Annotated in this window: 25 protein-coding genes and 1 pseudogene; 16 read left to right on the plus strand and 10 right to left on the minus strand. The window is 63.7% G+C overall.

Annotation, left to right across the window (positions count from 1 at the left end; genetic code table 11):
- Together AC07YR_RS13005 and AC07YR_RS13010 are read left to right on the plus strand one after the other, a co-directional pair.
- Nucleotides 1-647, plus strand: a pseudogene (locus AC07YR_RS13005) (hypothetical protein); the annotation flags it as partial.
- 89 nt (nucleotides 648-736) lie between these two features.
- The gene (locus AC07YR_RS13010) at nucleotides 737-1,123 is read left to right on the plus strand and encodes a VOC family protein (RefSeq protein WP_436057500.1); all 387 of its coding nucleotides are present in this window, start codon (nucleotides 737-739) and stop codon (nucleotides 1,121-1,123) included.
- A 12-nt stretch (nucleotides 1,124-1,135) separates the two neighbouring features.
- Here AC07YR_RS13010 and AC07YR_RS13015 read toward each other — a convergent pair whose 3' ends face one another.
- Nucleotides 1,136-1,534, minus strand: a complete 399-nt coding sequence (locus AC07YR_RS13015) for a hypothetical protein (RefSeq protein ID WP_494734211.1) — start codon at nucleotides 1,532-1,534, stop codon at nucleotides 1,136-1,138.
- A gap of 326 nt (nucleotides 1,535-1,860) precedes the next feature.
- Between AC07YR_RS13015 and AC07YR_RS13020 the strand changes: the two genes are divergently transcribed.
- The 4 genes from AC07YR_RS13020 to AC07YR_RS13035 are packed head-to-tail and all read left to right on the plus strand — an operon-like array spanning nucleotide 1,861 to nucleotide 5,318.
- Nucleotides 1,861-2,211, plus strand: a complete 351-nt coding sequence (locus tag AC07YR_RS13020) for a ribosomal maturation YjgA family protein (RefSeq protein ID WP_436057498.1) — start codon at nucleotides 1,861-1,863, stop codon at nucleotides 2,209-2,211.
- 29 nt (nucleotides 2,212-2,240) lie between these two features.
- Entirely contained in the window at nucleotides 2,241-3,614 is a 1,374-nt protein-coding gene (locus tag AC07YR_RS13025; protein ID WP_494734212.1) for a type I glutamate--ammonia ligase, read from the plus strand.
- On the plus strand, nucleotides 3,614-4,753 hold the full coding sequence (locus AC07YR_RS13030) for an amidohydrolase family protein (RefSeq protein ID WP_494734213.1): 1,140 nt from the start codon (nucleotides 3,614-3,616) through the stop codon (nucleotides 4,751-4,753). The genes AC07YR_RS13025 and AC07YR_RS13030 overlap by 1 nt, the downstream gene beginning before the upstream one ends.
- 37 nt (nucleotides 4,754-4,790) lie before the next feature.
- Nucleotides 4,791-5,318 (plus strand): DUF427 domain-containing protein, encoded by a 528-nt coding sequence (locus AC07YR_RS13035; protein ID WP_494734214.1) that lies wholly within the window; start codon nucleotides 4,791-4,793, stop codon nucleotides 5,316-5,318.
- Between the two features lie 57 nt (nucleotides 5,319-5,375).
- Here the strand turns inward: AC07YR_RS13035 and AC07YR_RS13040 are convergent, their stop codons facing one another.
- The 3 genes from AC07YR_RS13040 to AC07YR_RS13050 form a co-directional block, all read right to left on the minus strand.
- Nucleotides 5,376-6,155: a type 1 glutamine amidotransferase domain-containing protein gene (locus tag AC07YR_RS13040; protein WP_494734215.1), complete on the minus strand. Its 780-nt coding sequence runs from the start codon at nucleotides 6,153-6,155 to the stop codon at nucleotides 5,376-5,378.
- Nucleotides 6,156-6,277: 122 nt separating this feature from the next.
- Nucleotides 6,278-6,616 (minus strand): DUF1801 domain-containing protein, encoded by a 339-nt coding sequence (locus tag AC07YR_RS13045; RefSeq protein WP_494734216.1) that lies wholly within the window; start codon nucleotides 6,614-6,616, stop codon nucleotides 6,278-6,280.
- Nucleotides 6,617-6,786: 170 nt separating this feature from the next.
- Nucleotides 6,787-7,581 (minus strand): hypothetical protein, encoded by a 795-nt coding sequence (locus AC07YR_RS13050; protein ID WP_436057492.1) that lies wholly within the window; start codon nucleotides 7,579-7,581, stop codon nucleotides 6,787-6,789.
- 150 nt (nucleotides 7,582-7,731) lie between these two features.
- Here AC07YR_RS13050 and AC07YR_RS13055 point away from each other — a divergent pair, with 150 nt between their 5' ends.
- Complete coding sequence (locus AC07YR_RS13055) at nucleotides 7,732-8,289, plus strand: putative immunity protein (RefSeq protein WP_494734217.1); 558 nt, start codon at nucleotides 7,732-7,734, stop codon at nucleotides 8,287-8,289.
- A 30-nt stretch (nucleotides 8,290-8,319) separates the two neighbouring features.
- Here the strand turns inward: AC07YR_RS13055 and AC07YR_RS13060 are convergent, their stop codons facing one another.
- Entirely contained in the window at nucleotides 8,320-8,823 is a 504-nt protein-coding gene (locus AC07YR_RS13060) for a DUF1801 domain-containing protein (protein ID WP_494734218.1), read from the minus strand.
- 336 nt (nucleotides 8,824-9,159) lie between these two features.
- Between AC07YR_RS13060 and AC07YR_RS13065 the strand changes: the two genes are divergently transcribed.
- On the plus strand, nucleotides 9,160-9,600 hold the full coding sequence (locus tag AC07YR_RS13065) for a ribosomal maturation YjgA family protein (RefSeq protein ID WP_436057489.1): 441 nt from the start codon (nucleotides 9,160-9,162) through the stop codon (nucleotides 9,598-9,600).
- A gap of 855 nt (nucleotides 9,601-10,455) precedes the next feature.
- Here the strand turns inward: AC07YR_RS13065 and iolG are convergent.
- The 4 genes from iolG to AC07YR_RS13085 form a co-directional block, all read right to left on the minus strand.
- Complete coding sequence (iolG, locus tag AC07YR_RS13070) at nucleotides 10,456-11,469, minus strand: inositol 2-dehydrogenase (protein ID WP_055806314.1); 1,014 nt, start codon at nucleotides 11,467-11,469, stop codon at nucleotides 10,456-10,458.
- A 44-nt stretch (nucleotides 11,470-11,513) separates the two neighbouring features.
- Nucleotides 11,514-12,398, minus strand: a complete 885-nt coding sequence (locus AC07YR_RS13075; protein WP_494734219.1) for a sugar phosphate isomerase/epimerase family protein — start codon at nucleotides 12,396-12,398, stop codon at nucleotides 11,514-11,516.
- Nucleotides 12,395-13,477, minus strand: a complete 1,083-nt coding sequence (locus AC07YR_RS13080; protein WP_494734220.1) for a Gfo/Idh/MocA family protein — start codon at nucleotides 13,475-13,477, stop codon at nucleotides 12,395-12,397. Before AC07YR_RS13080 ends, AC07YR_RS13075 begins: the two co-directional genes overlap by 4 nt.
- A gap of 169 nt (nucleotides 13,478-13,646) precedes the next feature.
- The gene (locus tag AC07YR_RS13085; protein WP_494734221.1) at nucleotides 13,647-15,248 is read right to left on the minus strand and encodes an IclR family transcriptional regulator; all 1,602 of its coding nucleotides are present in this window, start codon (nucleotides 15,246-15,248) and stop codon (nucleotides 13,647-13,649) included.
- Between the two features lie 233 nt (nucleotides 15,249-15,481).
- Here AC07YR_RS13085 and chvE point away from each other — a divergent pair, with 233 nt between their 5' ends.
- From chvE to AC07YR_RS13125, 8 genes are all read left to right on the plus strand, one after another.
- A complete protein-coding gene (gene chvE / locus AC07YR_RS13090) occupies nucleotides 15,482-16,642 on the plus strand; it encodes a multiple monosaccharide ABC transporter substrate-binding protein (RefSeq protein ID WP_494734222.1) in 1,161 nt (386 codons plus the stop codon).
- A gap of 84 nt (nucleotides 16,643-16,726) precedes the next feature.
- Entirely contained in the window at nucleotides 16,727-18,265 is a 1,539-nt protein-coding gene (gene mmsA / locus AC07YR_RS13095; protein WP_436057482.1) for a multiple monosaccharide ABC transporter ATP-binding protein, read from the plus strand.
- A gap of 26 nt (nucleotides 18,266-18,291) precedes the next feature.
- Nucleotides 18,292-19,503 carry a multiple monosaccharide ABC transporter permease gene (gene mmsB, locus AC07YR_RS13100; RefSeq protein WP_200939432.1) on the plus strand — a complete coding sequence of 404 codons (1,212 nt, stop codon included), beginning with the start codon at nucleotides 18,292-18,294 and terminating at the stop codon, nucleotides 19,501-19,503.
- 80 nt (nucleotides 19,504-19,583) lie between these two features.
- Complete coding sequence (locus AC07YR_RS13105) at nucleotides 19,584-20,663, plus strand: maleylacetate reductase (protein WP_436057481.1); 1,080 nt, start codon at nucleotides 19,584-19,586, stop codon at nucleotides 20,661-20,663.
- Between the two features lie 133 nt (nucleotides 20,664-20,796).
- Entirely contained in the window at nucleotides 20,797-21,738 is a 942-nt protein-coding gene (locus AC07YR_RS13110; protein WP_494734310.1) for an aldo/keto reductase, read from the plus strand.
- Nucleotides 21,739-21,847: 109 nt separating this feature from the next.
- Nucleotides 21,848-22,735 carry an intradiol ring-cleavage dioxygenase gene (locus AC07YR_RS13115; RefSeq protein WP_494734311.1) on the plus strand — a complete coding sequence of 296 codons (888 nt, stop codon included), beginning with the start codon at nucleotides 21,848-21,850 and terminating at the stop codon, nucleotides 22,733-22,735.
- A 96-nt stretch (nucleotides 22,736-22,831) separates the two neighbouring features.
- A complete protein-coding gene (locus AC07YR_RS13120; protein WP_494734223.1) occupies nucleotides 22,832-23,542 on the plus strand; it encodes a substrate-binding domain-containing protein in 711 nt (236 codons plus the stop codon).
- 186 nt (nucleotides 23,543-23,728) lie between these two features.
- Entirely contained in the window at nucleotides 23,729-25,291 is a 1,563-nt protein-coding gene (locus tag AC07YR_RS13125; RefSeq protein ID WP_494734224.1) for an IclR family transcriptional regulator, read from the plus strand.
- A gap of 258 nt (nucleotides 25,292-25,549) precedes the next feature.
- On the opposite strand, the gene AC07YR_RS13130 is transcribed toward AC07YR_RS13125, so the two are convergent.
- Complete coding sequence (locus tag AC07YR_RS13130; protein ID WP_494734225.1) at nucleotides 25,550-26,044, minus strand: MFS transporter; 495 nt, start codon at nucleotides 26,042-26,044, stop codon at nucleotides 25,550-25,552.
- Nucleotides 26,045-26,081 lie beyond the last annotated feature (37 nt).

A 26,081-nucleotide genomic window follows, 5' to 3' on the forward strand; every position in this document is an offset into this window, starting at 1 on the left:
GTCCCCGGACCCGACATCGATTCCCGCGCCGCCCCCGGTGCCCCAAAGCGTTCGCCCTCAACCTCTACCGGGAGGGGGACTTCGTCCCGCAGTACACGTTTGAGTGGTGTGTGGCGGCGAGCATCCAGATCATGCACAACCTCACCGACGACGCAGGGGCCGGCACGTGGGCCGATAGTGCCCAGCAAGGTGAGCTCTGGGAGATGGCCCGGGCACGGTCGTTCAACTCGTTCAACGGTGCCAACCCCTTGGGCTGGGCGCAGGTGCTGAACGAGCTCGGGATGGGGCCGTACGCCGTCGTCAGCGTCGCTGACTACGGCGAAGCGCTGCGGACCGCGGCGCATGCCATCGCCGAGACGGACCGGCCGGTCGGGCTGGTCCTGTGGCGCGGCCGCCACGTATCGGTGATGAGCGGCTTCGAATCCCTCGGCGATCCCGACCAGTTCCCGGAGTTCTCTGTCACCGGAATCCGCGTCCAAGATCCGCTCTACCCGTACGGCGGCGTGCAGTGGGGACCGTCCCCGGCGCCCAACAGCCTGCTCACCCCCGAGCAGTTGGCCACGCAGTTCGTCGTCCGCGAACCGCGGCGCTGGAGCACCGATCTCCCGACCGGCTACCTGCTGGTGCTGCCGGTCGCCAAGGCCTGACCGGAACTTCAAGGACGAATCCGGCGCTCCTGAAACCTGAGAAGTGCCGGACGTAGATGGTTGCAGACAAATCACCCGAGGAGGTCTCCATGACAGTCGCTTTCAACCACACCATCGTCTATGCAACGGACAAGCAGCGCTCGGCAGGGTTCCTGGCCAGCGTGCTTGGACTGCCGGCACCCCAAGCCATGTGGTCCTTTGTGACCGTTGCGTTGGACCATGGAGTGACCCTCGATTTCGCCACGACGGACCGACCGATCTCCCCGCAGCACTACGCCTTCCTGGTCAGCGAGGAGGACTTCGACGGAATTTTCGCCAGGATCCAGGCCGAGAACGTCGCCTACTGGGCGGACCCGGGACGGTCCCGCCCGCAGCAGATCAACCACAACGACGGCGGACGCGGCGTCTACTTCGCGGACCCTGACGGGCATTTCCTGGAGGCGATCACACGTCCGTACGGATCGGATGGTGCTTGACAGCAGATGCGGTCAGCCGAAGGCTTCCTTCGCCTGGGCACGAATGGCCCCAATCACCGGTCCTGACCCCTGGATGCGGTACACATCGATTGGCTTGGATCCCAGTTGCGTGTTGTGGCTGCACATCCAGACCATGGCCTGGGCAGGTGTGAAAGCACCGTGGAGATGACCTACCAGAGCGTCGAGGTCCGCCAACTGAAGCCTGCCATGCACGTCCGGCGCATCCTGGGCAGATGCCCAGCGTTCTAGGAGTTCTTCGCTGACCCCCAGCAGCGGTGCCGCGGCGTCCGCGCCCAACGATCCAATGAGCCGTTCGGCGATGGCCTTCGGGCTGTAGCCGGGGGCGTCCCTCAGCTCAGAAAGGCTGGCAAAAACGGTGGTGACAGACAACGCCGGTTCTTCAGCGCTCATGTGCTGAACCTGTTCCATGACTCAGTCTTGTCCTTTGGCGTCCCGTTGGACTAGGGCCACAGGACCTCCTGGGCTCGGGCGCCCGTTGACATTCCGGCAGGACGGCTCGCTTTCTTCTGCCGGCCCGTCAACCGACGCAAGGCCCTGAGCTAGGCTGAACGCGTTGATTCCCGTGGATCCGCATCAGGGATGGAAAGTGCAGATTCGACAATGGGGGCTTGGGCAATGATCTGGCTGGGAACAGCGGCGGTGCTGGGGCCGTGAGCGATTCCGTCGAACCGGGGCGCTCAATAATCAGACGGGCTTGGCTGTGCATTGCCGGGCTGATGAGCGTTGTGCTTGGGCTGAGCATTCGCACATTCAGCGATGCGGCATGGACAGGTCCTGCGGGCGATGGCCTGTACGCGGTAATGGTCTATGTTCTCGTGGCAATCGTGATTCCGTCGAAGTCCAAGGCATTGATTGCGGCCGCTGCCCTTACTGTCTGTGTCATGATCGAGCTCTTCCAGCTCACTGGTCTTCCTGCCGAGCTCGGGCAATCTTGGCCACTCCTTCGGCTGGTCCTTGGAACCACGTTCGGCACCGTGGATTTGCTGGCCTACACCGGTGGTGCTGCAGTCGCCTACATCGTGGACCGGATGTCGGCCACGGTGGTTGGCTGCCGTCGCCACCACTAGACGCTGGACAGAAGGTGCAGAATATCCCTATGAGCGATGGTTCGGGTTTCCCTGCTCTCGACGCGGCCGACCTGGATCCGGAAGCGGGCCGACTCCAAGAGGCTGGCGTTCGACTGGTCATCGGATCGATGGTGAACGCGGCCGGAATCACGCTTGCCAAGAGCGTCCCGGTGGCCCGGCTTGGCGCCTTCCACCGGGCAGGCATGGGTGCCGCTCCGGTCTGGCATGTGTTCTGCATCGACGGCGAAATCGCCTTCACGGACAGCATCAGCGCCGTTGGTGACCTGCGCCTGAGGATCGATCCCAACGGGTTGCGCAGTCTCGGCGGAGGCCTGGCGTGGGCGCCCGCGGACATGTTCCGCCAGGACGGGAGCCGGGATCCGGCCTGTCCGCGTGGCACGCTGGCACGCGTCCAGGAGCGGGCCGGGAACGCCGGCTATCAGGCACTCGTGGGCCACGAGCTGGAGTTCGTGCTCGTCGCCACCGACGGCACGGCGCTCGACGACGCCCCCTGGGCTCCGTACGGGCTGACCGGCTTGCTTGACCGCGAGCAATTCCTGGCCGAGTTGCTGGCCGCCCTGAAGGATTCGGGTGCCCAGGTTGAACAGCTTCACGCTGAATACGGCCGCAACCAGTTTGAGCTCTCCCTCGCCCCGAAGGATCCACTCGCGGCAGCGGACACCGTGGTGCTGGCAAAGATCATCATCGGTAGGGTCGCCCGTGCACACAAGCTGCAGGCCTCCTTCTCTCCCGCACCCTTCCCCGGCTCGGTCGGCAATGGCGCCCACCAGCACTTCTCCTTCTCCCGTGGCGGTTCACGCCTCTTCAGCGGCGGCGCCGGCCCGTACGGCATCACCGAGGAGGGCGGAGCCGCGATCGGCGGAATCCTCCGGGGGCTTCCCGAGGTGCAGGGGCTGCTCACCGGTTCCATCCTGTCCGGTATCAGGCTCGCGCCCGGAGCATGGTCCGGTGCCTTCTTGTGTTGGGGCCTGGAAAACCGTGAAGCATCGGTCCGTTTCGTCGAAGGCGGTGTGGGCAACCCCCACGGGGCCAGCGTCGAAATCAAGGTCATTGACCCGTCCGCCAACGTATACCTGGCCTCCGCCGCCATCCTGGCCCTCGCGCTCGAGGGCATCACCAGCGGCAGTCGCCTGCCCGATGAAGTTCCCGGCGACCCAACGCGCCTCACCGCGGCGGAACGGCAGGCTGCGGGGATCGGCACCGTGTCGGACTCGCCGTCGGCCATCATCACATCGCTGGCCAACTCCGCCTACGCCCGTCGGCTGCTCGGCAACGAGGTGGTCGACACCACCGTTGCGGTGCGGCGCCATGAGCAGCAGACGCACGGGGCCAAGGACCCCAGGGAACTCGGCGCCCTCTTCCGCCTGGCATGGTCAATCTGATGGCGGAGTCTTTCGCCGGGTTTGTCGAAGACGTGAAGCTCATCGACCATCACGTGCACGGCGCGTATGGGGTCGATGGCGACGAGGAACGCTTTCAGAATTCGCTCAACGAGGGCAACAGCGAACTCCTCGCCGAACCCTCGACAGCCTACGACTCCCAGCTGGGGTTCGCCCTCCGCCGCTGGTGCGCCGAGATCATGGACTTGCCCCGGCACGCCACGGCCGAGCAATACTGGCAGCGCCGCACCGAACTGGGCGAACTGGAAATCAGCCGACGGATGACCAGGGCGGCCGGAGTCAGTCACTGGCTGATCGATACCGGGTTCAAGACCGGGGCCCTGCTCGATCCACCCGGGATGGCGGAAATTACGGGGGCCACGGTCCACGAGATCGTGCGACTGGAAGCCCTCGCCGAAACCCTGATCCAATCGGACCAGGACCCGGGCGGCTACGTGGACGCGTTCACCGGGCTGCTGGCCGGCCTTCCCCCTATTGTTGTGGGAGCGAAGTCAGTTCTTGCCTATCGGGCCGGCTTCCAGCACGACCTTAGCCGGCCGGCCGGCCGCGACGTCGCTGAGTCCGCGAAGATGTGGCGGCGGCGGATCGAGTCCGGTGGGGCGGTGCGCCTTGATGACCCCACCCTCATCTGTTTCGGCCTGCACTGCGCCATCTCACTCGGGCTACCACTCCAACTCCACGTCGGATTCGGGGACCGCGAGCTGGACCTTGATAAGGCAAACCCTTTGCTTCTGCTCGAGTTTCTCCGGTCTGTGGAGGCCAGCAAGGTTCCCGTCCTGCTCCTCCACTGCTACCCGTTCGAGCGTGAGGCCGGCTATCTCGCTCAGGCCTTCGACAACGTCTACCTCGACGTCGGCCTGGCGGTGAACCATCTCGGCGCCCGTAGCCGGAGCCTCATCGCGCGCTCCTTCGAACTCGCCCCATTCAGGAAAATCCTTTACTCGTCCGATGCCATCGGTCCGGCTGAACTCCACTACCTCGGCGCGCGGCTGTGGCGCAACGCGATCACAGCCATCGTCGGCCGATGGATTGACGATGACGAGTGGTCGGAGGCAGATGCCCGCCGCGTTGTGGAGCTTGTCGCGCGGGACAACGCCCGAAGGGTCTATGGACTGCCGTAACGGCCATCACCGGACCCGAAGATGGCACCATAGGGATATGGTTCCTGCTCACGGTTTTTCCGGCCTCTTTCGGCGTCCCCAACCCATCAAACCCAAGGCCGGTCAAGAATCGGTGTGGGACTACCCGCGTCCGCCGAGGGTCGAGCCGCGATCCGAACGAGTCATCGTGAGGCTCGGCGGGCAGGTGATTGCCGACACCACCGACGCGGTGCGCGTCCTGGAGACCAGTCATCCGCCTGTCTACTACCTGCCAATGGACGCGTTCCCCGGAGGCGTTCTCGTCCCGGTCGAGGGCACCAGCTTCTGCGAGTTCAAGGGAGTAGCGCACTACTTCGAGGTCGTTGCCGGCGGAGTCGTCGTTCCCCGTGCCGGCTGGACCTACCCGGAGCCCACCCCTGGCTTCGAGGCGCTCAGCACCCGTGTGGCCTTCTACCCGGCCCACATGGATTCCTGCGAGGTCGACGGCGAGCAGGTGACCTTCCAGGACGGCGACTTCTACGGCGGTTGGATCACCAGGCTGATCGTTGGCCCGTTCAAGGGTGGCCCGGGCACGGCCGGGTGGTGAGGACATCCCTCTTGCGCGCCCGCGGGACTTGCCCGGCTTGCCAGTGCGCTGCGGGCGTTAGTGCTCGGTGCCTGCCGCAGCAGCCTTCCTGGCGTTCTTCTCGGCGTCCTTCTCGGCGCGCAGAGCCTCCGCGTCGTGCTGTTCCGCGGCTTTTTCCTGGTGAATGACCTGAGCGAACAGCTTCTCCATCTCCTTGGCCACGCCAGCCGCTGAGGCCGGGTTCTGACCGGTCACCAGCCGGTCGTCAACCACGACCTTCTCCTCAAAGACATCAGCGGAAACGTGGGTGGCGCCCTGTTCCACAAGTCGGTCAGCCAAAAAGAAGGGGATCACTTTGTCCTTCCCCACAGCCACTTCCTCGTCGTTGGTGAAGGCTGCCACCTTCCTGCCCTCGACGAGGCGAAGCCCGTTCTCCAGTTCCACGTTCAGCAGGCCGGCCGGTCCGTGACAGACCGCGCCCACCAAGCCGCCTGCGTTGTAGACGCTGGCTACGAGGTTCTGCAGGCCTTCGCTGTCCGGGAAGTCCCACATGGTGCCGTGGCCGCCCACAAGGTATACGGCGTCGTACTGGTCGGGATCAACGACGTCGACGCGGGCGGTGTTGTAGAGACCGGCTCGCGTGGCCTCGTCCTCCGTGAAGGCGACCTGGATGGGATCTTCTGAGTCCACGTCGTCGCGCGGGGGCTGGCCTCCCTGGATGGAAGCGAAGTCGACGAAATGCCCGGAATCCTTGAAGACCTTCCAGGGATGTGCAGCTTCGGCCACGTTGTAGCCGGTCTTCTCTCCGGTATCGCCGATCTCGGAAACGCTGGTCAGAACCATGAGGATTTTTTTCATGAAGTGCTCCTTTTGTCTCACTTCCACCCTACGCCCAGACCAATTCAGGCTGGCACAGACGGCGGCCAGAGACAGAGGACCCCTAAAGCCGGACGCCGGGTAATTCCCAGCGCACGCCCGAGTCAGCCAACCGCTTTCTCGACGAGCGCACGAATCTTGGCCTCCGTCGCAGCATCCAGCGAGGTGATGGTCCACGCGATTGGGTGCATATGGGCACCCTCCTCCCGTGCGGGGTTCACAACTTCGCCAAAGCCGAATGCGATGAAGTCCTTATCCGGCTTGATGTAGCAGATGTCCTTACCGTCCTTCACATAGAACGGCAGTCCCCAGCGCACGATCGGCTCTAGCGAGGGCGCGCTCTCCCGGATGATGCTATGCAGGCGTTCCCCAATCGCACGGTACTGTGCGGGTGCTTCACTGAGCTTGCTGAGAACAGCCGCGTCACCCTTCTTTGTGAACATAGTGCCCACGCCTCCTTCAAGCTGTCTTCAGGCAATTGTTGTGGCCGGCCTCTGACTGCCGTACCCATGATGCGATCGTACGCCCACCCAAATCGAAATAGACCCGGCGCAACAGCCCGCGCCCGGGGTAGCGGTTTCATTCCGGCCGGATACTGCCGGTCCTCAGGAAATCAGGAAATCAGGTTGAGCGTGAGTTCCACGGCGCCGAGGAAGAGTGCCAGAACCGACGTGCCAAGCCCGGCCACCAGGAGCAGGCCGGGGTGGGCGAGACCCACCACAACGCGCCGGAGTTGGGGCGAATCCCGCAGGAACCTCTTGGGCAGCCGCGAGCCTTCCGGGTTCTGGCGCCAGCCGCGTAGACGGCGCAGGAACCACGCACAGCGCACAATGAGGGCCATCCACAACACCGAGACAACCAAGGGGACCGCCGCAAGGAGCAGGTTGAACCCCAACGACGTGACCTCACGCTCCGAGTTCCCGGCCAGTGCCTGCACCGTTGTGGAAATCGAGGCGCTGGCCACCACGGAGAGGCCCCACACCAAAAACGCTGCCGTCAGCGCGAGGAACCGGACAAAGAAGTGGGCGAGCACCGATTCTTTCTGCGACTTGAGGTAGCGGCGGGGTGTCGCATGGAGAACGACCACAGTGCAGGCCAGTGTGGGCAGCGCAGCCATCCCCACAAGCACGTACCAGGTCCAACCGGCCAGGTCCACGAACTCGTCAACAACGATCAGCAACGCCCAGAACCCCGTCCACGTCCAGCCAGCATGCAGCGGATTCCGGACTAGCCAGGCGGGCAGCCGCTGAGGCAGCGGGACAGTCGGCGCGGTAGAGGGCCGGGAAACAGGATTCCGTGCCCTCCTGTTGGCGGGCGCAGCAGCAGCCGGACCGACGCCGACCGGGCCGTCCGTCGGGGCCCCGGGATTGCCGTCCGGCGGGGTTTGTTCCCCTCCAGCCATGCTCATGGGCTCACTGTAGCGGGAGGCGGGCCCGCCGTCGTCCGTCCACGCTGTTAGGTACGGCGCAGGGGCAGCGGAGATTCGCTGGGTATCGCTAAACGGGGCGCCGGATGCCCGCGCCAGGATCTGTCTGCGAGCAGTGTGTACTGTACTGATATGGCTTCTCCGCAGACGCTAAGCCAGGCCGAGCGCCGCGTCGTCGCGACTTGGGCCGCCGACTGCGCTGAGCGGGTCGTCGCCCTGTTTGAGGCAGAGGCACCGGCGGATGGTCGCCCCCGCGACGCCATCGCCCGCGCCCGGGCCTTCGCTCGCGGTGAGCTCAGTGCCGCCGAGGAGATCCGCCGGCGGTTCGTTGCCGGCCGTGCCGCACGAGAGGTGACCAGCCCTGCTGCGGTGGCTGCCGCCCGGTCTGCAACGCAAGCCGCAGCCGTCGCCCACATGGGCGCGCACGCCTTGGGGGCAGCCGCGTATGCCGCTAAAGCGGCCGGACTGGCAGCGCCCGACCGGTCCCTGACGGTCGACGACGAGGTCCGCTGGCAACTCGATCACATGACTGCCGACGTCCGGTCCGCGCTTCGGCAGTTGCCGCCTCTAGGTGCGAATTCTGCCGGTCCGCTGGGGCCGGGACTTCTCGCGTCTGGAATCCTTGCCGCGATCATCCGCGCGATCCAGTCCGACCTGGCTCGCCCTGACCAGCCTGGCTCCTCCAGCTGAATCTGCTGCCAACAAACCGTCCCGTAGGGTTCAGCGCTTCCCGCCCCCGACACCAGGCACGGACGCGACCTGCTTCATCCACGCCGCGATCTGGCGTTCGTCGATGTCGGCCAAGGATTCGATCTCCACACCCCGCGTCGACTTGCCCATTCCCACCGGTGTTATCGGCGGTACGGGCTCGAGCGCCGCGCCATTGACAAACATGAGTTTTACATGGCCCGCAAAACCGCCGCAGCTGAAGCACCATCCGTCGCCAACCCCGTAGTACGACATACCCCACTTCACTGAGCGCCGGAGGCCGGGCAGCGTCTTTGCCGCCAAGGCATCCACCGTTTCGGCCATGCCGCGCTGCGGCTGGGGCAGGCTGGCGATATACGCGAAGACCGGCTTGTCCCCGACGGCCGCTTTCGCGGGGCTGGCCCTGCCGGTCATGGCTTCCGGCAGCGTGATGGCTGCATCGCCATCTGCCGCTGCGCGCGCGGCCGGCTTTCGGGCTTCGCTCTCGCTGATCTCCCCGCTCGTCATGGAGAGCATTATTCCGCACCAGCGCGAGAAGGCGAAGCGACTATCTCCAGGGTGGCGAGGGCTCCGCTTCCCCCGAGAACCGATCAATGTGGCACGTGCTTCCTGAGCGTTCTCCTTTGGTTCCTAATGACCTCCACTGAGCCCCAGTAATTCTGAGCAGAGCGCTGGGCTAGGCTGAATCGGAAGATTCCCCTGTTGCCGCACTCGGGGGAAATGCCGCTTCGTCAACGGGGGGATTGGGGCAATGATCTGTGTGCCAACAGCGGCGGTGCCGGGGCTGTGAGCTGTTCCGTCGTACCGGGGCGTTCAAGAATCAGACGGTCCTGGCTGTGCATCGCCGGGGTGATGAGCGTTGTGCTTGGGTTGAGCATTCGGACGCTCCGTGATGCGGCGTGGACCGGTCCTGCAGGTGATGGCCTGTACGCAGTTCTGGTCTATGTTCTCGTGGCCATCCTGATTCCGTCGAGGTCCAAGGCACTGATTGCCGCCGCAGCCGTCACGGTCTGCCTGATGATCGAGTTGTTCCAACTCACCGGCCTTCCTGCCAGTCTCGGAGAATCCTGGCCACCCCTTCGTCTGATCCTCGGAACCACGTTCGGCGCCGCGGATGTGTTGGCCTATGCCTGTGGCGCTGCCGTGGCGTACGCGGTGGATCGAACGACGGGCACGGTGGTGGACTGCAGCCGCTATCACGGGCCGCTCACGATCCAAAGTTTGGTTCGGCGCTCCGACCCAGCGGTGAGTCCCGTATCAGATCGACGCACAAATCTGACGGACAGGCGATGATTGGAGTGCCGACGTCGGTCGATCACTCGTCAGATCGGAGAAGCCCATGCTCAAGGCCCTGCTATGCAAGCTGAACATTCAGCACGACTGGCACCTCGAACACGCCGAAGACGGCTCCCTGTATAAACGTTGTCAACGTTGCGGCAAAGACGACGACCGTGGAGGCGGCGGAACCGGTGCCGGCGGCGCCTGGGCGGGTCCGGCCGGCATGGGTTAGCGCCGGCTCGAATAAGCCGCAACGAAGGCGTCTACATCCGCAGAGCGGGCGACACCCGCCTCATGCTGACCACCCCCGAAGCTTTCGTTCTTGCCCTGGGCGGAATCGCTATGCTGCGTGCCCTCCAACAGGCCTTCGTTACGGCGTTCGCCACGAACTTCACCTTGGGAGCCCTGGTGACTTTCATGGTCACGATCTCCGGTCTGGACCGATCATTGGTGCAACGAAGGGGAAGCACCTCGCAGATGCGGCAGCAGCCCTCGAGCTGACGCTCAGCGACGAAGAAGTGGCCACACTAGAGGCCGCATACACCCCACGCCAGCCCACGTTCTTCTAATCAGACGATCAGCACCACGTCCCGCCGCCGAACCAAACAAGTCCGGCGACGGGTCGGCCGCAAGGCGATCCGAGGCAATCCAGCCGCACTACGACCCCTATCCGACACCTGAAGGGTGCAGGTTGTGCACACCCCGGTGCTGCTTCCTCCACTTTCCCGGGATCCGGACGCGTCGTCCTTCGTGCTTGCGTCAAAGTCGTCGTCCAGGGGGTGGTGTGATCGAATGTTCAATCCTTGGGACGCCGGGCTCCTGGGACAAAGGCTTTCCTTGCGGTTCCAGGGAAGCCTCCGTCCAGCAGGACTAGAATTCGACGACGCTCACGGACTTTCCGGTGGCGGCAGACTCGGCCGCTGCGTTCGCCAGGACCAGGGCGGACACTCCGTCCGCGAAGCTGGGCGAGCATGGCGATCCCGTTCGGATCGAGTGGGCGAAGGCCTCCAGTTCCGCGTAGTAGGCCTGGGGGTAGCGCTGGAGGAAGAACGGAAGGTAGGGGTCGGACTCTTCCGTCCCGGAGGCACCGGACTTCCGCACGGTTGTCGGTGCTACGTTGCCGGCGGAAAGCATGCCCTTGGCGCCGAAGGCTTCCAATCGCTGGTCGTAACCGAAGGCGCAGTGACGGGAGTTTGTGATGGTGATCAGCTCCCCGCCGCTGCCGCGTAGTGTCACCACGGCGGAATCGAAGTCGTTCAGCTCAGCGATGTCTTCGCTGAAGACGTTCGATGCGACGGCCGTAACCTCGACGATGTTCGGGACGAAGGAACGTGCCATGTCCAAATCGTGGATTGTCATGTCCCTGAAGATGCCGCCTGAGCCGGCGATGTAGTCGCGTGGGGCGGGTTCCGGGTCGCGGCTTGTGATGGTGAGCTGCTCGAGCTTGCCGATTTCGCCTGCCTCGACCCGGTTCCGTACGGCGGCAAAAGAAGGATCGAAGCGTCGGTTGAATCCAAGCATGATTGGAACGTTGGAGTCTTTGATCTGTTCGCGGCAAGCCAGGACGGTGTCGATGTCCAGATCAATGGGCTTTTCGCAGAGGACGGCGAGGCCCTTGGCGACCGAGCGTGAAATAAGGTCGACGTGGGTGCTTGTGGGTGAGCCGATGATGACACCGTCGAGTCCGGTTTCGGCGAAAACTTCCTCGGGGTCCTGCACCGCCCGCGCGCCGGTCTCCACTGCCAGCCGGCGGGCCCCGTCGATGAAGGGATCGGCGATGAGGACGAGGTCGATGTCCGGGTGGGCTGCGATGTTGCGGGCGTGCACCTGCCCGATGCGGCCGGAGCCGAACAGGGCCAGGCGCAAGCGTCGGTCTTTAGACATGGTGTGTGAACCTTTCAAGTTGTTTGGTGAGGCGTACAGGGGTGTCAGCGCTGGTGCTGCGCGCCAGGAAAGCAGCCGATCGCGGTTTCGTACGCCCGCTTGAGGCCTTCAGTGAGGGGGAGGCTGCGGTGTTCGGCCGAGATGATCTCAACGCCCCACGGACCTTCGTACCCGGCGTCGAGGGTCCGTTGAATGAACGTGCGGGTGTCGAAGTCACCCTCGCCGCAGTAGGCGCGGTTGTTGATGGTGTCTTCGAATAGTGTGCCGACGACGTCTTTGTAGCCGTCGTCGATTTCCACAGCGGCAACCCTTTCCATGGGCACGACGTCCCACAGGTCGTTGTGCGACAGGCCGCCCCTGTAGGTGTGCCAGATGTCAATCATGAGTCCAGCAGCTGGGCTGTCGGACTGGGTGACTACTTTGACCGCTTCCTGTGTGGTGCGCAGATGGGAGAAGGGCGTCGCCTCCAGTGCCAGGCGGATGCCGGATTCGTCGGCTTCATCTGCGAGGTCGGAGAAGGCGCTGGCAATGGTCGAGAGGGGAAGCGGGTCATCCGACATGCCGGCGCCGACCTTGATGTGGCGGGCGCCCAGGGCGTTGGCGGCCTCGAAAAGCTCTGCACGGTGGATGTCGGATTCGGCGCGTTCAGCTCCGGTGGCCCACCAATCGTTGAGGAACTCGACCTCCACGATGTCGATGCCAGCCTCCCGGATCAAGCGCGAGAGTTCGGCATACCCGATGGTGTCGCGTACTTGGACCAGGTCTGCATGAACGAGCCCGATGCCGGACCACCCTGTCTGAGCGATCGAAGCGATGCGCTCGGCGATCGGTAAGGGGCTGCGTTCGTCGGTCCGCCCCGGCGCGGCGTCGCCGGCACTGATCCAGCAGGAGGCAATCAGCTGCGGTGTCATCGTGTTCTCCTTGGTCATGCTGACTCCACCTCGATGGAGGCTCCCAGCTCTTTTTCCGAGCGGTAGCAGGCGTCGACAATCCGGGCGACGGCCAGTGCATCCACGACGGGTGCCACAACAGGAGAACCGGTGCGGATACTGTCGACCCACCCGCGCATTTCGGGGTGGAAGTTGCTGATGTTCTCCAGCTCGGGCAGCTCGGAGAACTTATTCGATTCGGTGCGGGCAAACGGGGGCGTGAAGTAGCTTTCGGTCCATTCAGTCCAGCCGGCCTTCCATCCTGCCCGGTCCTGGTCGACATAGACCCGAAGTTTCTGGGGAAGAATGCCAATTTCGATCATCCCGGCGGTGCCGTACACCGAAATGCGTGAGCTCTCGAACCACTCAAGACGATCGTGGCCGTCGAAACTGAACGTCACGGACATGTCCGGGTAATTCAGCAGGACAGCTGCGGAGTCCTCGCGGCTGGTGTCGTCGGAGAGGCGGGCTGACTTGTGCACGCGGGCGTTGACGGAGTCCGGGGCGCCGAACATGTGCACGAGGGAGTCGAGCATATGGCATCCGATGATCCAGAGCGCCCCGCCCATGTCTGCCGGCTGGTTGAGGTGTGCGGTGAGATGTTCACCCACGAAAGCGGCGCCTCGGGCCGAAACACTGACCACATCCCCGATCATGCCGGCCTCGATCAGCTCCTTCGCCTGGCCGATGGACCCGGCCAGGCGCACGTTGTAGCCCACCTGTACGACCAGACCGGGCACGGCCTGCGCTTCGGCCTGGGCCAGCTGCAGAAGATCCTCGACGGTACCGCCGCCGGGCTTTTCCACGACGACTGATTTCCCGGCCGCCAGTGCCCGCAGTGCATGCGGGACCATGTCCTTGCTTTTGGAGTGAACCATGACCGCATCGATGCGGTCGTCCTGGAGGACCTCGTCGACGGTCCTGGCCTCCACGCCGTACTTCTCGGTGAAGTATGTCAGGCGCGGGTCGTCGTCGGCAGCGGCGACTACTTCGACTCCTTCAATCTCCCTCAGGGCACGAACCCTCGCGGAGGCGTGCGGGTGAGTTATTCCCAGAAGTCCTACGACAATCGGTTTCAAGACATTGTCTCCTGTCGGTTGAGCCCTGAGGCTCGATCGGGATTTTTGTGTGGTTGTGCTTGTTGGCCAGCACTGTCCCTGCTCCGGTGCAGTGATTTACAGGGGCCAACTTGGTGTCATCTAATGGACAGGCTGTCCAGATCATTTCATGCCGAGGATGCGTGGTCAACTATGGCGCGAAACACATCGACGTGATTCGCGGCCCGGAGGGGCGGTGCGCCCAGGTAGTCCGACAGTGCATGCGCCCCCGGAGAACGAGTTCAGCTATGGGATCGTCGTTAGGGCGCGCGAGGAGCCCTTCGCGCAGTCCACTGACCGACAGCGAGGCGGCCACCTCACCGCGGTGGTTGAAGATCGGCGCGCCGATGGCGGCTATGCCCGGGGTCACCTGATTATCGCTGCGCACGAAGCCCTGCTCCTTGATCTCTTCGAGCTCCGCGTAGAACTCAGATCGGGACCGCCCCCGCAGCCATGGTTCGCCGGTGTTGGCTGAGATCGCGGCGTACTCCTCCCATGATTCGCGCCCCTCGAATGCAAGGAGCGCCCGGGGCGCAGCACCGACGTGCAGCGGAAGTGACTCCCCTAACTGCAGGACACGGCTGTTCACCCGAATCCCATCGATACGCTCAATGCAAACGGCCCGGGTCCCACGTCGGATGCACAAGAAGGTTGTCTCGCCGGTCGCTTCATGGATTTCCCGGAGAATCGGGGCGGCAGCCCGCCGGATATCTGCCCTGCGGGAGAACTCGCCCGAGAGCGCGAGCAGCTTGCTGCCAACACGGTAGGCTCCACGGTGACCGATCTGCTCCACCCAGCCAGCTTCCGCCAAAGTAGCCAGCATGCGGTAGACCGAACTTACGGGCTCCTCGAGGAGTTCGGTCAGCCGGGCCGAGGTGGCGATCCGCTCTTCCGCCAGCGCCGCCATAAGGGCACTGGCCTTGGCGATGACTGCAGGGGTCCGAGTAGCCTCCCGCTCGGACCCCTGCGGCTCTTCGGGTCCGGCGGTATCCCTGGTGTCATTGGCGCCATCTTGGGCCGTAAACGCTGTGATGGCCTGCGCGGCTTCATCCAGCGTTTGCCTGGCGATCGCCGCCTGGCCCAGAACACTTCCCCGAAGTCCGGCAACAGCTATGGCACCGAGCAGGCTGCCGTCGCGGTGGAAAACCGGGACACCAACCGAGGCGACACCTTCTGTTACTTCGCTGTCCTCGACGCTCCACCCGCGCTCGGCCGCGTGCTCGATCTTCTTTCTCAGCGCATCGGCAGTGAGGGGCGTCTGTGATGCGATGCGCCCGTAGGGGCCACTCTGCAACACGGCTGTCTGGAACTCCGCTGAAGCCGAGGCAAGAAGGGCCTGGGACGCTGCCCCTGCATGAAGCGGAATGGTGCGCCCCGGGGCCAGGTCAAGCAGGTTGACATCGGAACCCTCAACTTGGTCGAGGCACACCGCTCCGTTCTCGCGCAGGACACAGAAGTACGCGCTCATGCCCAACTGCCCGCGGACCCAGCGCAGCCGGGAATGTAACTCGGCCCGATCGACGAGGGCATCGGCCGCCGCGTCGCCAAGCTTGAGTAGGGCTGTACCGAGTTCAAGCCTGCCGTCACCCGCCGAACGGATCAGTTTTGCCTGTTCCAAGGCTGCAACTATTCGGTAGACGGTTGGCCGCGGTTCCGAGATGACCCTCGCCAGTTCCGCCGGCGTAGATTGCCCGATGCGGGCAAGTTCGTCGACCACCTGGCTGGCCTTTTTCAACAACTGAATGGTGCTCATTGACCGTCTCTTCCATTACCCCTCAAGGGCGCTAGCGCTTGAACTCCCCGGCCGCGGCTGACCCTGCCCGAATGTAATGCACGACACCACTAGCTTTCTTAGGTGGTACTGTGCGAACATGTTGTCCACTGTACGGCACTAGGTGCTGGCAGTCACAGACAAAACTTAGGCGCGGCAACCACGACGCGCGGAAGTGGCCCCAAGGGCCACTCGGGCTCCAAAGGAGGAGAACGGTGCAAAAGAAATTTTTCCTGATCGCTGCAACTACTACTGCCGCTTCACTGCTACTGGCGGGATGTGCCGGTGGCGGCGCCGGTTCCGGCGGCGGATCCAACGGCTCCCCCGCGGCACCCAAGGACACCCGGATCGGTGTCTCCCTGCCGAGCCAGGATGAGGAGCGGTGGATTACCGACGGTTCCGCCATCAAGGAGGGCCTGGAGAAGATCGGTTACCAGGTGGACCTTCAGTACGCCAACAACGACATTCCCACCCAGCAGCAGCAAGTGGACCAGATGATCACCCAGGGCGCTGACCTTTTGCTCCTGGCTCCGCTGGACGGGACCGCGCTGACCCCCCAACTCCAGGCTGCCGCAGGTTCTAACATCCCGATCATTTCCTATGACAGGTTCGTCAGGAACAGCGCTGATGTGGACGTCTACGTCACCTTCGACAACTTCAAAGTCGGAGCACAGCAGGCAACCTCGCTCCTCATCGGCCTGGGCGTGCTCAACAAAGACGGATCCGAGGGCAGCGCGAAGGGCCCGTTCAATATCGAACTGTTCGGTGGCTCACTGGACGATAACAACGCGACGTTCGTCTTCAATGGCGGCATGTCCATCCTGCAGAAATACATCGATAACGGCACGCTCGTCATTACATCGGGGCAGAACAAACTCGCCCAGGTCGCCACGGAAAACTGGTCCCAGCAGAAGGCCCAGGAGCGCATGGACAACCTGCTGACCGCCAGCTACACCGGAGGTCCCGCGCTCCACGGAGTCCTTACCCCCAACGACAGCGTCGCCCGCGGCGTCATCACTTCGCTGAGAAACGCCGGCTATGGCCCGACCCTCACCTCCGGGCCTAAGCCCATGCCGGTAACCACCGGTCAGGACGCCGAGGTCGCGTCCGTGAAGCTGGTCAACGACGACGTCCAGTTCTCCACCGTGTTCAAAGACACCCGCACTCTTGCCGCGCAGGCGGTAAGCGCGGCTGAGGATCTCCTGGCCGGCAAAGAGCCCCAGGTCAACGACACCAAGTCTTACGACAACGGTTCCAAGATCGTCCCCTCGTTCCTCGTGCCCATCCAGCCGATTTACAAGGACAACATCAAAACCGCGCTGATCGACAGCGGCTACTACACCGCTGCTGAGGTTGAAGCCGGCCGCCTTCAGTAGCACCCCGGGAGGGGTGCCGAGCCTTCGCCGGTGCCCCTCCCCCAAACCCTTTCCCTTCAAGACCCCTGATTAGGACGGCGTGCCATGGTAGAACACATCCTGGAAATGCAATCCATTACCAAGTCCTTCCCCGGCGTCAAGGCGCTGTCCGGAGTGTCCCTCGCCGTGGAGCGCGCCGAGGTCCATGCGATCTGCGGCGAGAACGGCGCCGGCAAGTCCACCCTGATGAAGGTGCTCTCCGGCGTCTACCCGGCCGGGAGCTACGGCGGCGAAATCCTCTTCAAGGGGCAAACCTGTTCCTTCTCCGGTATCCGGGATTCCGAACACGCCGGCATCGTGATCATCCACCAGGAACTGGCCCTCGTGCCCCACCTATCCATCGCCGAAAACATCTTCCTGGGCAACGAGCGCCGCGGCAAGTCCGGACTCATCGATTGGCACAGGACGAACGCCGAGGCCGGCGTGCTGCTGGACTCTGTGGGCCTCCGCGAAGAACCCACCACTCCGGTCGGGCAACTCGGCGTGGGCAAACAGCAGCTTGTGGAGATCGCCAAAGCCCTGTCCAAGGAGGTGCAGCTGCTCATCCTCGACGAACCCACCGCAGCGCTGAATGACAACGACTCCGCCCACCTGCTCGGACTCGTCCGCGATCTGCGCACCCGCGGCATCACGTCGATCATCATCTCCCACAAGCTCAACGAGATCGAAGCGATAGCGGACCACACCACGGTCATCCGCGACGGAAAGACCGTGGAAACGCTCGATATGGCGGACCCCGACGTCAACGTCGACCGGATCATCCGGGGAATGGTTGGCCGCGACCTCGAAGCGTTCTACCCCTCCCGAGACTCAAAACCCGGAGAAGTTGTGCTCCGGGTAGAGGACTGGACAGTGAAACACCCGACCCAGGACCGCCAGGTTGTGGACCAGGCGACCTTCGAGGTCAGGGCCGGAGAAGTTATCGGGATCGCCGGGCTCATGGGGGCAGGGCGCACTGAACTGATGATGAGCATCTTTGGCCGGTCCTACGGCCGTTACATCTCGGGCCGGGTATTCATGCACGGCAAGGAAACCAGAACCCGCACCGTGGCGGAAGCCATCGAAGCGCGGATTGCCTACGCAACCGAAGACCGCAAGGCTTTCGGCCTCAACCTCATCGACGACATTGCACGCAACATCTCCGGCGCGGCGCTGGGCAAGCTGTCGAGCTGGGGCTTCGTCAATCACCACGAGGAAGCAGCCGCGGCCGAGTTCGCGATGAAATCGATGAACATCAAGGCGCCGAACGTGAAATCCATCGTAGGGAAACTCTCAGGCGGTAACCAGCAGAAGGTCGTGCTGTCCAAGTGGCTGCTCACCGACCCCGAGGTACTGATACTCGACGAACCGACCCGCGGCATCGATGTCGGCGCCAAGTTCGAGATCTACACGCTGATCAACAGTTTTGTGGACGCCGGGAAAGCAGTAGTGGTCATCTCTTCCGACCTGCTCGAACTCCTCGGCACCTGCGACCGCATCTACGCCCTTTCTACAGGACGGATCACCGGGGAACTGCCGGCGGCCGATGCCTCAGAGGAACGCCTCATGACACTCATGACCAAAGACAAGGAACTCATCGCATGACCATGACAGCCCCCAAGGGATCCCAAATGGGGAAGGCCTCGCCTCCCGCATCAGTCGTCACCGCCGGCACCAGCGAAATCCGCGAACTGCTCACCCGCAACATGCGCACCAGCGGAATCTACGTCGCACTCGTAGCGCTCGTCGCGCTCTTCGGCGTCCTGACCGGCGGAGCCTCGCTCGGACCGGGAAACATCACCAACATCGTCCTCCAGTACTCCTACATCCTGATCCTGGCGATCGGCATGGTCATCGTGATCATCGCCGGCCACATCGACCTCTCGGTGGGTTCCGTGGTCGCCCTCACCGGAGCCGTCTCGGCAGTGGTCGTCATCCAATACGGCCAGCCATGGTGGGTGGGCGTCATCGCCGCACTCCTAACAGGCCTGCTCATCGGGGCCTGGCACGGCTACTGGGTGGCCTACGTCGGGATCCCGGCCTTCATCGTCACCCTCGCAGGCATGCTCCTGTTCCGCGGCCTGACCCTGGTGGTGCTGGACAACGTCTCGCTCTCCCCGTTCCCTGCCGAGTACGGCCAGATCGCGTCGGGCTTCCTCAACGGGCTCCTGGGCGGTGCCGGTTACGACGTCTTCACCCTTGTAATCTTCGCCATCGCAGTGGCCGGTTACGCATTCAGCCAGTACCGCACCCGCAAGGCGCTCATCAGCTACAACCAGCTGGTCCCGTCTTTCCCCCTGTTCATCGCGAAAATCGTCGTTGTCGCCATCGCGGTCATGACCTTCGCCTGGCAGCTGGCCACGGCCCGCGGCATGCCGATCGTCCTGATCATGCTGGCCATCCTGATACTGGCCTACAGCGTCGTGATGCAGCGAAGTGTCTTCGGTCGACAGGTCTATGCCATCGGCGGCAACGTGGTCGCGGCCGCACTCTCAGGAGTCAAGGTCCGCACCGTCAACTTCTGGATTTTCGTGAACATGGGACTCCTCTCGGCCCTGGCCGGCATCGTGTTCTCCTCCCGATCCAACGGCGCCCAGCCCGGCGCCGGCAACATGTTCGAACTTGATGCGATCGCCGCAGCATTCATTGGCGGCGCCGCTGTCACCGGCGGCGTCGGCAAAGTGGCCGGCGCCATGGCGGGCGGCCTCATCATGGCCGTCATGAGCAACGGAATGCAGCTGATGGGCATCGACCAGTCCGTGCAGTCCGTGATCAAGGGCCTGGTACTGCTGCTGGCCGTCGCATTCGACATCTACAACAAGCGCCGCGCCGGCTCACGCTGACCCGCCCGCCCCACCCTTTCCGGAACACCTCGCCTGCGCACAATGTTCAGCGACAAGAATTTACAAAGGAGCTCACCCCTATGACTCGCCAGTTTGTATACGAAGCCCTGCCCATGCGAGTGCGGTTCGGCGCCGACTCACTCTCGACTCTCCCCGAGGAACTCGACCAGATCGGGCTCAAGCGGGTCCTGGTCCTCTGCTCCCCAGAACAGGAGGACACCGGCCGGCGGGTGGCCGAGGCACTGGGTGACCGTTGCGTGGGTGTGCTGCCCGAAGCCGTCATGCACGTCCCCAACGAGGTCGCCCAACGCGCCAGCGACGAGGCAGCAAGGGTCGGTGCCGACGGCTGCGTCGCCGTCGGCGGCGGCTCGGCCATCGGACTCGGCAAGGCAATCGCTCTCAAGCACGGCCTTCCGATCGTCGCCGTGCCCACCACCTACGCCGGCTCCGAAATGACCCCCGTGTGGGGCCTCACCACCGACGGGCGTAAGGAAACCGGCCGCGACCCCCGGGTACTGCCCCGCAGTGTTGTCTACGACCCCGAGCTGACCGCAACACTGCCAGCCTCCATGTCGGTGACCAGCGGCATCAACGCCATCGCGCACGCCGTCGAGGCCCTTTATGCCCCGGACGCCACCCCGATCATCTCGCTGATGGCCGAGGAAGGCGTCAAAGCCCTGGCCGCCGCCCTCCCCGCGATAGTCGCCGATCCCTCGGACCCAGGGGCCAGAAGCAACGCCCTCTACGGATCATGGCTGTGCGGCGCGTGCCTGGGAGCCACCACGATGTCCCTGCACCACAAGCTGTGCCACGCGCTGGGCGGAACCCTCAACCTTCCGCACGCCCAAACCCACACGGTGGTGCTCCCCCACGCCCTCAGCTTCAACCAGCCGGCAGCACCCGAGGCCACCGCGGCCCTTTCACGGGCCCTGGGTGGCGCGGCCGACCCGGCCGAACGGTTGTGGGAGATCGCCGGCGAACTTAACGCGCCACGGTCCCTCGCCGAACTTGGCATGCGGGAGGAGGACATCCCCCGAATCGCCGAAGAGGTAACCAGCCGCTCCTACGGCAACCCGCGCCCTATCACCTACGACGATGTCGTGGGAATCCTGAACGCCGCCTGGGCCGGAAAGCCGCCAAGCCCCACCCCCTCCGTTTGAGGCACGGAAGGCGGCCTCCGGAAACGTCTGAACGATGACCCGCCGGAGGCCCGCTGGCCCGCCCAACCCCCTGAACCTCGAACATCCGGAATCTCGTTCAGCAGAACTACTTAGGAGACCGACCTTGCCCACCATGCGGACCATCGCCCCAGGAATCGAAGTATCTCCCCTGGCACTTGGCACCAACGTCTTCGGCTGGACCGCTGACACCGCGACCTCCCACTCGATCCTCGACGCCTACATCGAAGGCGGCGGGAATTTTCTGGACACCGCCGATTCCTACTCCTTCTGGGGAGAGGGAAATTCTGGCGGCGAGTCCGAAACCATCATCGGCAAGTGGCTGGCCGGCCGTTCCAACCGGGATGATCTCGTTCTGGCAACCAAAGTCAGCCACCACCCCGACCTCCAAGGGATGGCCCCCAAGACAATCCGTACCGCCGTCGACGGCTCCCTCACCCGCCTCGGCGTCGACACCATCGACATCTACTACGCCCACTTCGACGACCCGGGGACACCCCTGGCCGACAGCATCGCTGCAATGTCCTCGCTGGTGGACGAAGGAAAGGTGCGGTCCCTCGGGATCTCTAACTACTCAGCAGAGCGCATCGAGGAATGGCTTAGGATCTCCGAGCGGGAAGGATTCCACACACCTGTCGCGCTGGAGCCCCAATACAGCCTCATGGAGCGTGGCGTCGAAGCAGACATCCTGCCCCTGGCGATCAAGCACCGCCTGGCAGTCATGCCCTACTACTCCTTGGCCCACGGCTTCCTGACGGGAAAATACGCCGGCACGGCGCCGATCGAGGGTCCTCGAGCCGCCGACGCCTCGAAGTACCTCACGCCTCAAGGACTCCGGGTTCTGGACGTTGTGCGTCTCGTTGCCTCCAACCATAATGTCCAGCCCGCCTCCATCGCCCTCGCGTGGTTGGCTGCTCAACCCGGGGTCGTCGCCCCCATCGCCAGTGCGCGGACTAACGGGCAGGTTCCCCCGCTGCTGGCGGCCATGGACATCAGACTCACCGACGCCGAACTTCAGGCCCTCGACGCCGCATCCCAGCCCTTGGTCCGCGCTTAGAGAACCGATTCATTGCCCCCGTCCTGAGAAGCACCACCACCCCCACCGACAGCTAGGAACCATCGTGAACAACCAGACCCGAGTCATTGAAACCGGCACTCATGTAGCCCTGCACCCAGTCTCCGAGGCCCAGCAAAGGGTCGAGCAGAAACTGGTCGAGAATGTGTTGGCCTCCTTCGAGGGCTGCCAGGACCCGAGACTCAAACAACTCATGCAGTCATTGACCCGGCACATCCACTCCTTCATCCGTGAAGTGCGCCTGACAGAAGCCGAATGGAATGCCGCAATCAGCTTCCTGACGGCGGCCGGCCACATCACAGACGACAAACGGCAGGAATTCATCCTGCTCTCCGACGTGTTCGGGGCATCGATGCAAACGATCGCCGTCAACAACGAAACCATTGACAACGCGACCGAGGCCACAGTTTTTGGCCCCTTCTTCGTCGAAGACGCTCCGGAAATCGAGAACGGTGGGGACATCGCCGGCGCCGCTCCCGGCCAGCCATGCTGGGTCGAAGGCAGCGTCAAGGACACCGCCGGCAACCCCATCCCAAATGCGAGAATCGAAGTTTGGGAAGCCGACGAGGACGGCTTCTACGACGTACAGTACTCTGACCAGCGAGTGTCCGGCCGGGCCCATCTCTTCAGCGACGCGAATGGTAACTACCGGTTCTGGGGGCTGACGCCGACCCCATACCCGATCCCCCACGACGGCCCGGTGGGGGAAATGCTGGAGGCCGTCGGACGGTCACCCATGCGGGCCTCGCACCTCCACTTCATGGTCACCGCGCCGGGCCTGCGGACATTGGTAACGCATATCTTTGTCCGCGGCGACGAACTGTTGAAGCACGACAGCGTTTTTGGGGTCAAGGAATCTCTCATCAGGGACTTCGAAGAACAGGCACCCGGTACGGCTGCGCCCGACGGACGCGACCTCGGGGGCCGGTCCTGGGCCAGAACCCGCTTCGACATCGTTCTCGCCCCATTCACGAGCTGACCGTAGTCACCAGGGGAAGGACAGCAGCTCCTGCCTCCCCTCCCCACATACCTGCTGGGCAGTACCCGCATGCCCACCCTGGATAAGGACAGCCACATGAGCTCCCATCACAAGAGCAGCCCGAGGGTTTCGCTCTTCTGCGCCGCCGCACTGAAGCCGGCCCTAGAAAGCCTCGGCCTGGAGTCCCTCAGCACCGAGATCGGCGCTACCGTGGACATCGTCTACGCCTCAACCAACGTGTTGGTGCAGCGGATCGACGCCGGCGCTCTGCCGGACGTGATGATCGGCATGTCGGCCTCCCTCCAAGCTCTGGCAGCCTCAGGCGTCCTGGCGGCCGGCACCATCGTCCCTTTAGCGAAATCCGGGATAGGCATCGCGGCATGCCCTGGCAGGAAACAGCCGGACATTTCCACTGTCAGGACGCTGGCGGGAACCCTAACCGCCGCCGGCTCCGTGGCCTATTCACGCAACAGCCCCAGCGGGCTGTACTTCCAGACCCTGATCACGAAGCTCGGCATTGCCGACGAGGTGAATTCGCGAGCCACGCTCATCGACCACGGGCCCACCGCGGCAGCTGTCATCGACGGACGAGCAGATCTCGCGGTCCAGCAGATCAGCGAACTCCTGCATGTGCCCGGCGCACGGGTCATCGGCCCGCTGCCGGACTCTGTCCAGCACTACACGAACTTTGCGATTGCTTCCACTGCGCCAGCGGCACGGAAACCGGCGGCTAAAGCACTCACCCGTTTCCTCACCGGGCCGCAGGCCAAGACTGCCTATGCCGATTCAGGCCTGGAAGTTTCGTAGCGTCCAACGCCAAGTCGGGCGCTCCAGTGTGGCCCTAAGGGATCGCGGCGAGATCGGGCTGGCGCGGTCGCCCTCGACGGCAAGTCGCATATACTGGACAGGTTGTTCATGAAAGGCGACATCCTGCCCGGTCCCCCGATTCATGTCGCTTGTGGCGCGAGGCAGTTCGATTCGAGGGGTGCAACCATGACGCAGGCAGCCAAGCTGATTCAGCTGGTGCTCAAGGCTACACAAGTGGTTGATGAAGCGTCCGCCCTCGGCCCCTCGACTCCGGCGGACCTGGCGAAAGCTGTCGACGAACCGCGGCCTTCTGTCTACCGGATCATCAGCGCGCTGGAACAGTCAGGGATTCTCCGCCGCTCCCCGGCCGGGCTCGTTGAATTGGGCATTGGGATCTTGCGATTTGCGGAGGCGGCAACCGACGCCCTCCTCGATCATGAAGCCCTCAATACCTTGCTGGAGGGCATCCAGTCCGAGCTGGGTTTAACGGCGGCATTCTGGATACCGCGCAACGGCACTGCCGTCTGCTTGGAGCAGGTTGATTCCACGGAAGTCGATCTCCACGAGCTCTCATCCGGGCGGATCCTTCCACTCCACGCCGGTGCCGCATCCCATGTGCTACTGGCGTGGCAACCCCCCGAAGTATTCGACGAGCTCCTTGCCCAAGCCCCGTATGCTCAATGGGCGTCAAGGACGCCCATTGACGCCGAGACTCTCCGCCAACTGGTCGCAGACACTAAACGCGACGGCTGGAGAATGGAATCCAATGAGGTTGTCGATGGGATTGCGGCCTTGGGATTTCCCGTATTCAGCGCGGACGGCAGCATCTTCGGCGCGTTGACGGCAGCGGGTCTGGTCGACCAAGTGGTCAACCAGCAGGAAGAAGCCAAAACCGTTCTCGCGGCTGCAGCGCAGGCCCTGACCGATCTGATGGCGGAATTCAAGCCGGTCCCGACCACTCACGAGTTCAACGCCCCCGAATCGAACGAGTCGGTATTGGCCAAAGCCAGCTCCCTCATGGATGCGCTGGCTGTCGAACGCGTCTCAACCTCCGCTAGACTCGCCGACCTCACAGGCGAACCCATCAGCTCCGTATACCGCATGTTGGGAACCCTTGTTGAGACCGGTTGGATAGAGCAGCTTGGCCACCGCGGTTCCTATCGAATCGGCAGTAAGATGATCTCCCTCGCGGGGAATCTGCTGAACCAACTGGACTTGCGGCGGGCTGCGCTTCCCGTGCTCCGCGAAATCCACGATGCAACCGGGGAAACTGTATTCCTTTGCATCAGGAGCGGTACCCGTGCCGTATGCATCGAGCGGATTGACGGAAAGCGAGTGAACAGTCGCCGCTTGGCCCTTGGAAGCTCTTTGCCCTTGCACCTCGGTGCCGCACCCCGCGCTTTGTTGGCTTTCGACACCCCCAAGGCCTGGGAGGACTACGCTGCGGTCATGGTCCAGAGCTCGGATTTTAGTCTCGGCGCGCGATCCCGAGCGGAATTCTATGGAAAGCTCAAAGAAATCCGCGATGCCGGCTTCGCCCTCAGCGACGACGAAGTCACCTTGGGAATGGCCGCCGTCGCTGCCCCGATATTTGATCACCGCGGCCATGTGATGGCGTCCCTATCGGTCAGCGGACTACGAGACGGTATCCTCCACCAACCGGATTCCTCACCCAGCATCATCGACCTGGCCTGCGATGGGGCTCGACGGCTTTCAAGCTATTTTGGTGCCCCAGGATCAGGCATCTAGCGGTCCACCCCGCCCTAAATCACGGAAAAGGCGGAGCTGCGCCGCTGCATGGCGGATTGAGCGGACATGCCCTCGTGTGACGGGGCACCCCCTTCAAAGCCTCCCGCGCAAATGTCAGGAAGACGGGTCCCACGGCTTAGCCGTGGGACCCGTCTTTGCTGGCCGGGGGTTGCCTGGTCCGGCTTGTGGGAGGTCAGCGGGTAGACGTGCTGTGGACGCGATCGTTGCTGGCGGTTGCCGGTGCTTTGCCGATGGTGTCTAGGTCGAAGTCCTCGGGACGAACCAACGACGGTGAGGGCCGCTGATGCCGCCCTCACCGCTGTCTGCCTGCCAGCACTCGTAGGCCGGTCGGGTCCCCGAAACAAACACGTTCAGGTTCGCGATCATGCCTCCGATACCGAGACCGGCGAGAACGCGGTACGCCATGAGCTGCACGACGTCCCCGGCGAAGACGGACAGGACCATGCCTGCACTGACCAGGACCAGGGCGACCAGCATCATCCTGCGGCGGCCGATCTTGTCCGAGAACGGCGTTAGAAATAGGGAGCCAGCGGCCATGCCCACGAGGCCGGAGCTGAGCAGGAACCCGAGAGTAACGGGGTCAAGGCTCCAGGCTTTGGAGAGGGACGGCGCTGCGTAGGCGGCGACTGCCACGTCCATACCGTCTATCAGCATCAGGGCAATGGCGACGGCGACTGCCCGCATTTGGAGCCTGCTCATCGGTGATGAGCGGACTTCGTTGAGGATGTCCATGTTTACGTCCTTGTAAATTGGCGCACTGAACCGGGCA

The sequence above is a fragment of the Arthrobacter sp. GW460-12-1-14-TSB2 genome (assembly GCF_059423525.1).

Excerpts from the sequence above, each read along its gene's own strand:
- AC07YR_RS13010 (WP_436057500.1), top strand. The coding sequence starts at position 737 with ATGACAGTCGCTTTCAACCACACCATCGTCTATGCAACGGACAAGCAG.
- AC07YR_RS13015 (WP_494734211.1), bottom strand. The coding sequence starts at position 1,534 with ATGAGCGCTGAAGAACCGGCGTTGTCTGTCACCACCGTTTTTGCCAGC.
- AC07YR_RS13020 (WP_436057498.1), top strand. The coding sequence starts at position 1,861 with ATGAGCGTTGTGCTTGGGCTGAGCATTCGCACATTCAGCGATGCGGCA.
- AC07YR_RS13025 (WP_494734212.1), top strand. The coding sequence starts at position 2,241 with ATGAGCGATGGTTCGGGTTTCCCTGCTCTCGACGCGGCCGACCTGGAT.
- AC07YR_RS13030 (WP_494734213.1), top strand. The coding sequence starts at position 3,614 with ATGGCGGAGTCTTTCGCCGGGTTTGTCGAAGACGTGAAGCTCATCGAC.
- AC07YR_RS13035 (WP_494734214.1), top strand. The coding sequence starts at position 4,791 with ATGGTTCCTGCTCACGGTTTTTCCGGCCTCTTTCGGCGTCCCCAACCC.
- AC07YR_RS13040 (WP_494734215.1), bottom strand. The coding sequence starts at position 6,155 with ATGAAAAAAATCCTCATGGTTCTGACCAGCGTTTCCGAGATCGGCGAT.
- AC07YR_RS13045 (WP_494734216.1), bottom strand. The coding sequence starts at position 6,616 with ATGTTCACAAAGAAGGGTGACGCGGCTGTTCTCAGCAAGCTCAGTGAA.
- AC07YR_RS13050 (WP_436057492.1), bottom strand. The coding sequence starts at position 7,581 with ATGAGCATGGCTGGAGGGGAACAAACCCCGCCGGACGGCAATCCCGGG.
- AC07YR_RS13055 (WP_494734217.1), top strand. The coding sequence starts at position 7,732 with ATGGCTTCTCCGCAGACGCTAAGCCAGGCCGAGCGCCGCGTCGTCGCG.
- AC07YR_RS13060 (WP_494734218.1), bottom strand. The coding sequence starts at position 8,823 with ATGCTCTCCATGACGAGCGGGGAGATCAGCGAGAGCGAAGCCCGAAAG.
- AC07YR_RS13065 (WP_436057489.1), top strand. The coding sequence starts at position 9,160 with ATGAGCGTTGTGCTTGGGTTGAGCATTCGGACGCTCCGTGATGCGGCG.
- iolG (WP_055806314.1), bottom strand. The coding sequence starts at position 11,469 with ATGTCTAAAGACCGACGCTTGCGCCTGGCCCTGTTCGGCTCCGGCCGC.
- AC07YR_RS13075 (WP_494734219.1), bottom strand. The coding sequence starts at position 12,398 with ATGACCAAGGAGAACACGATGACACCGCAGCTGATTGCCTCCTGCTGG.
- AC07YR_RS13085 (WP_494734221.1), bottom strand. The coding sequence starts at position 15,248 with ATGAGCACCATTCAGTTGTTGAAAAAGGCCAGCCAGGTGGTCGACGAA.
- mmsA (WP_436057482.1), top strand. The coding sequence starts at position 16,727 with ATGGTAGAACACATCCTGGAAATGCAATCCATTACCAAGTCCTTCCCC.
- mmsB (WP_200939432.1), top strand. The coding sequence starts at position 18,292 with ATGGGGAAGGCCTCGCCTCCCGCATCAGTCGTCACCGCCGGCACCAGC.
- AC07YR_RS13105 (WP_436057481.1), top strand. The coding sequence starts at position 19,584 with ATGACTCGCCAGTTTGTATACGAAGCCCTGCCCATGCGAGTGCGGTTC.
- AC07YR_RS13110 (WP_494734310.1), top strand. The coding sequence starts at position 20,797 with ATGCGGACCATCGCCCCAGGAATCGAAGTATCTCCCCTGGCACTTGGC.
- AC07YR_RS13120 (WP_494734223.1), top strand. The coding sequence starts at position 22,832 with ATGAGCTCCCATCACAAGAGCAGCCCGAGGGTTTCGCTCTTCTGCGCC.
- AC07YR_RS13125 (WP_494734224.1), top strand. The coding sequence starts at position 23,729 with ATGACGCAGGCAGCCAAGCTGATTCAGCTGGTGCTCAAGGCTACACAA.
- AC07YR_RS13130 (WP_494734225.1), bottom strand. The coding sequence starts at position 26,044 with ATGGACATCCTCAACGAAGTCCGCTCATCACCGATGAGCAGGCTCCAA.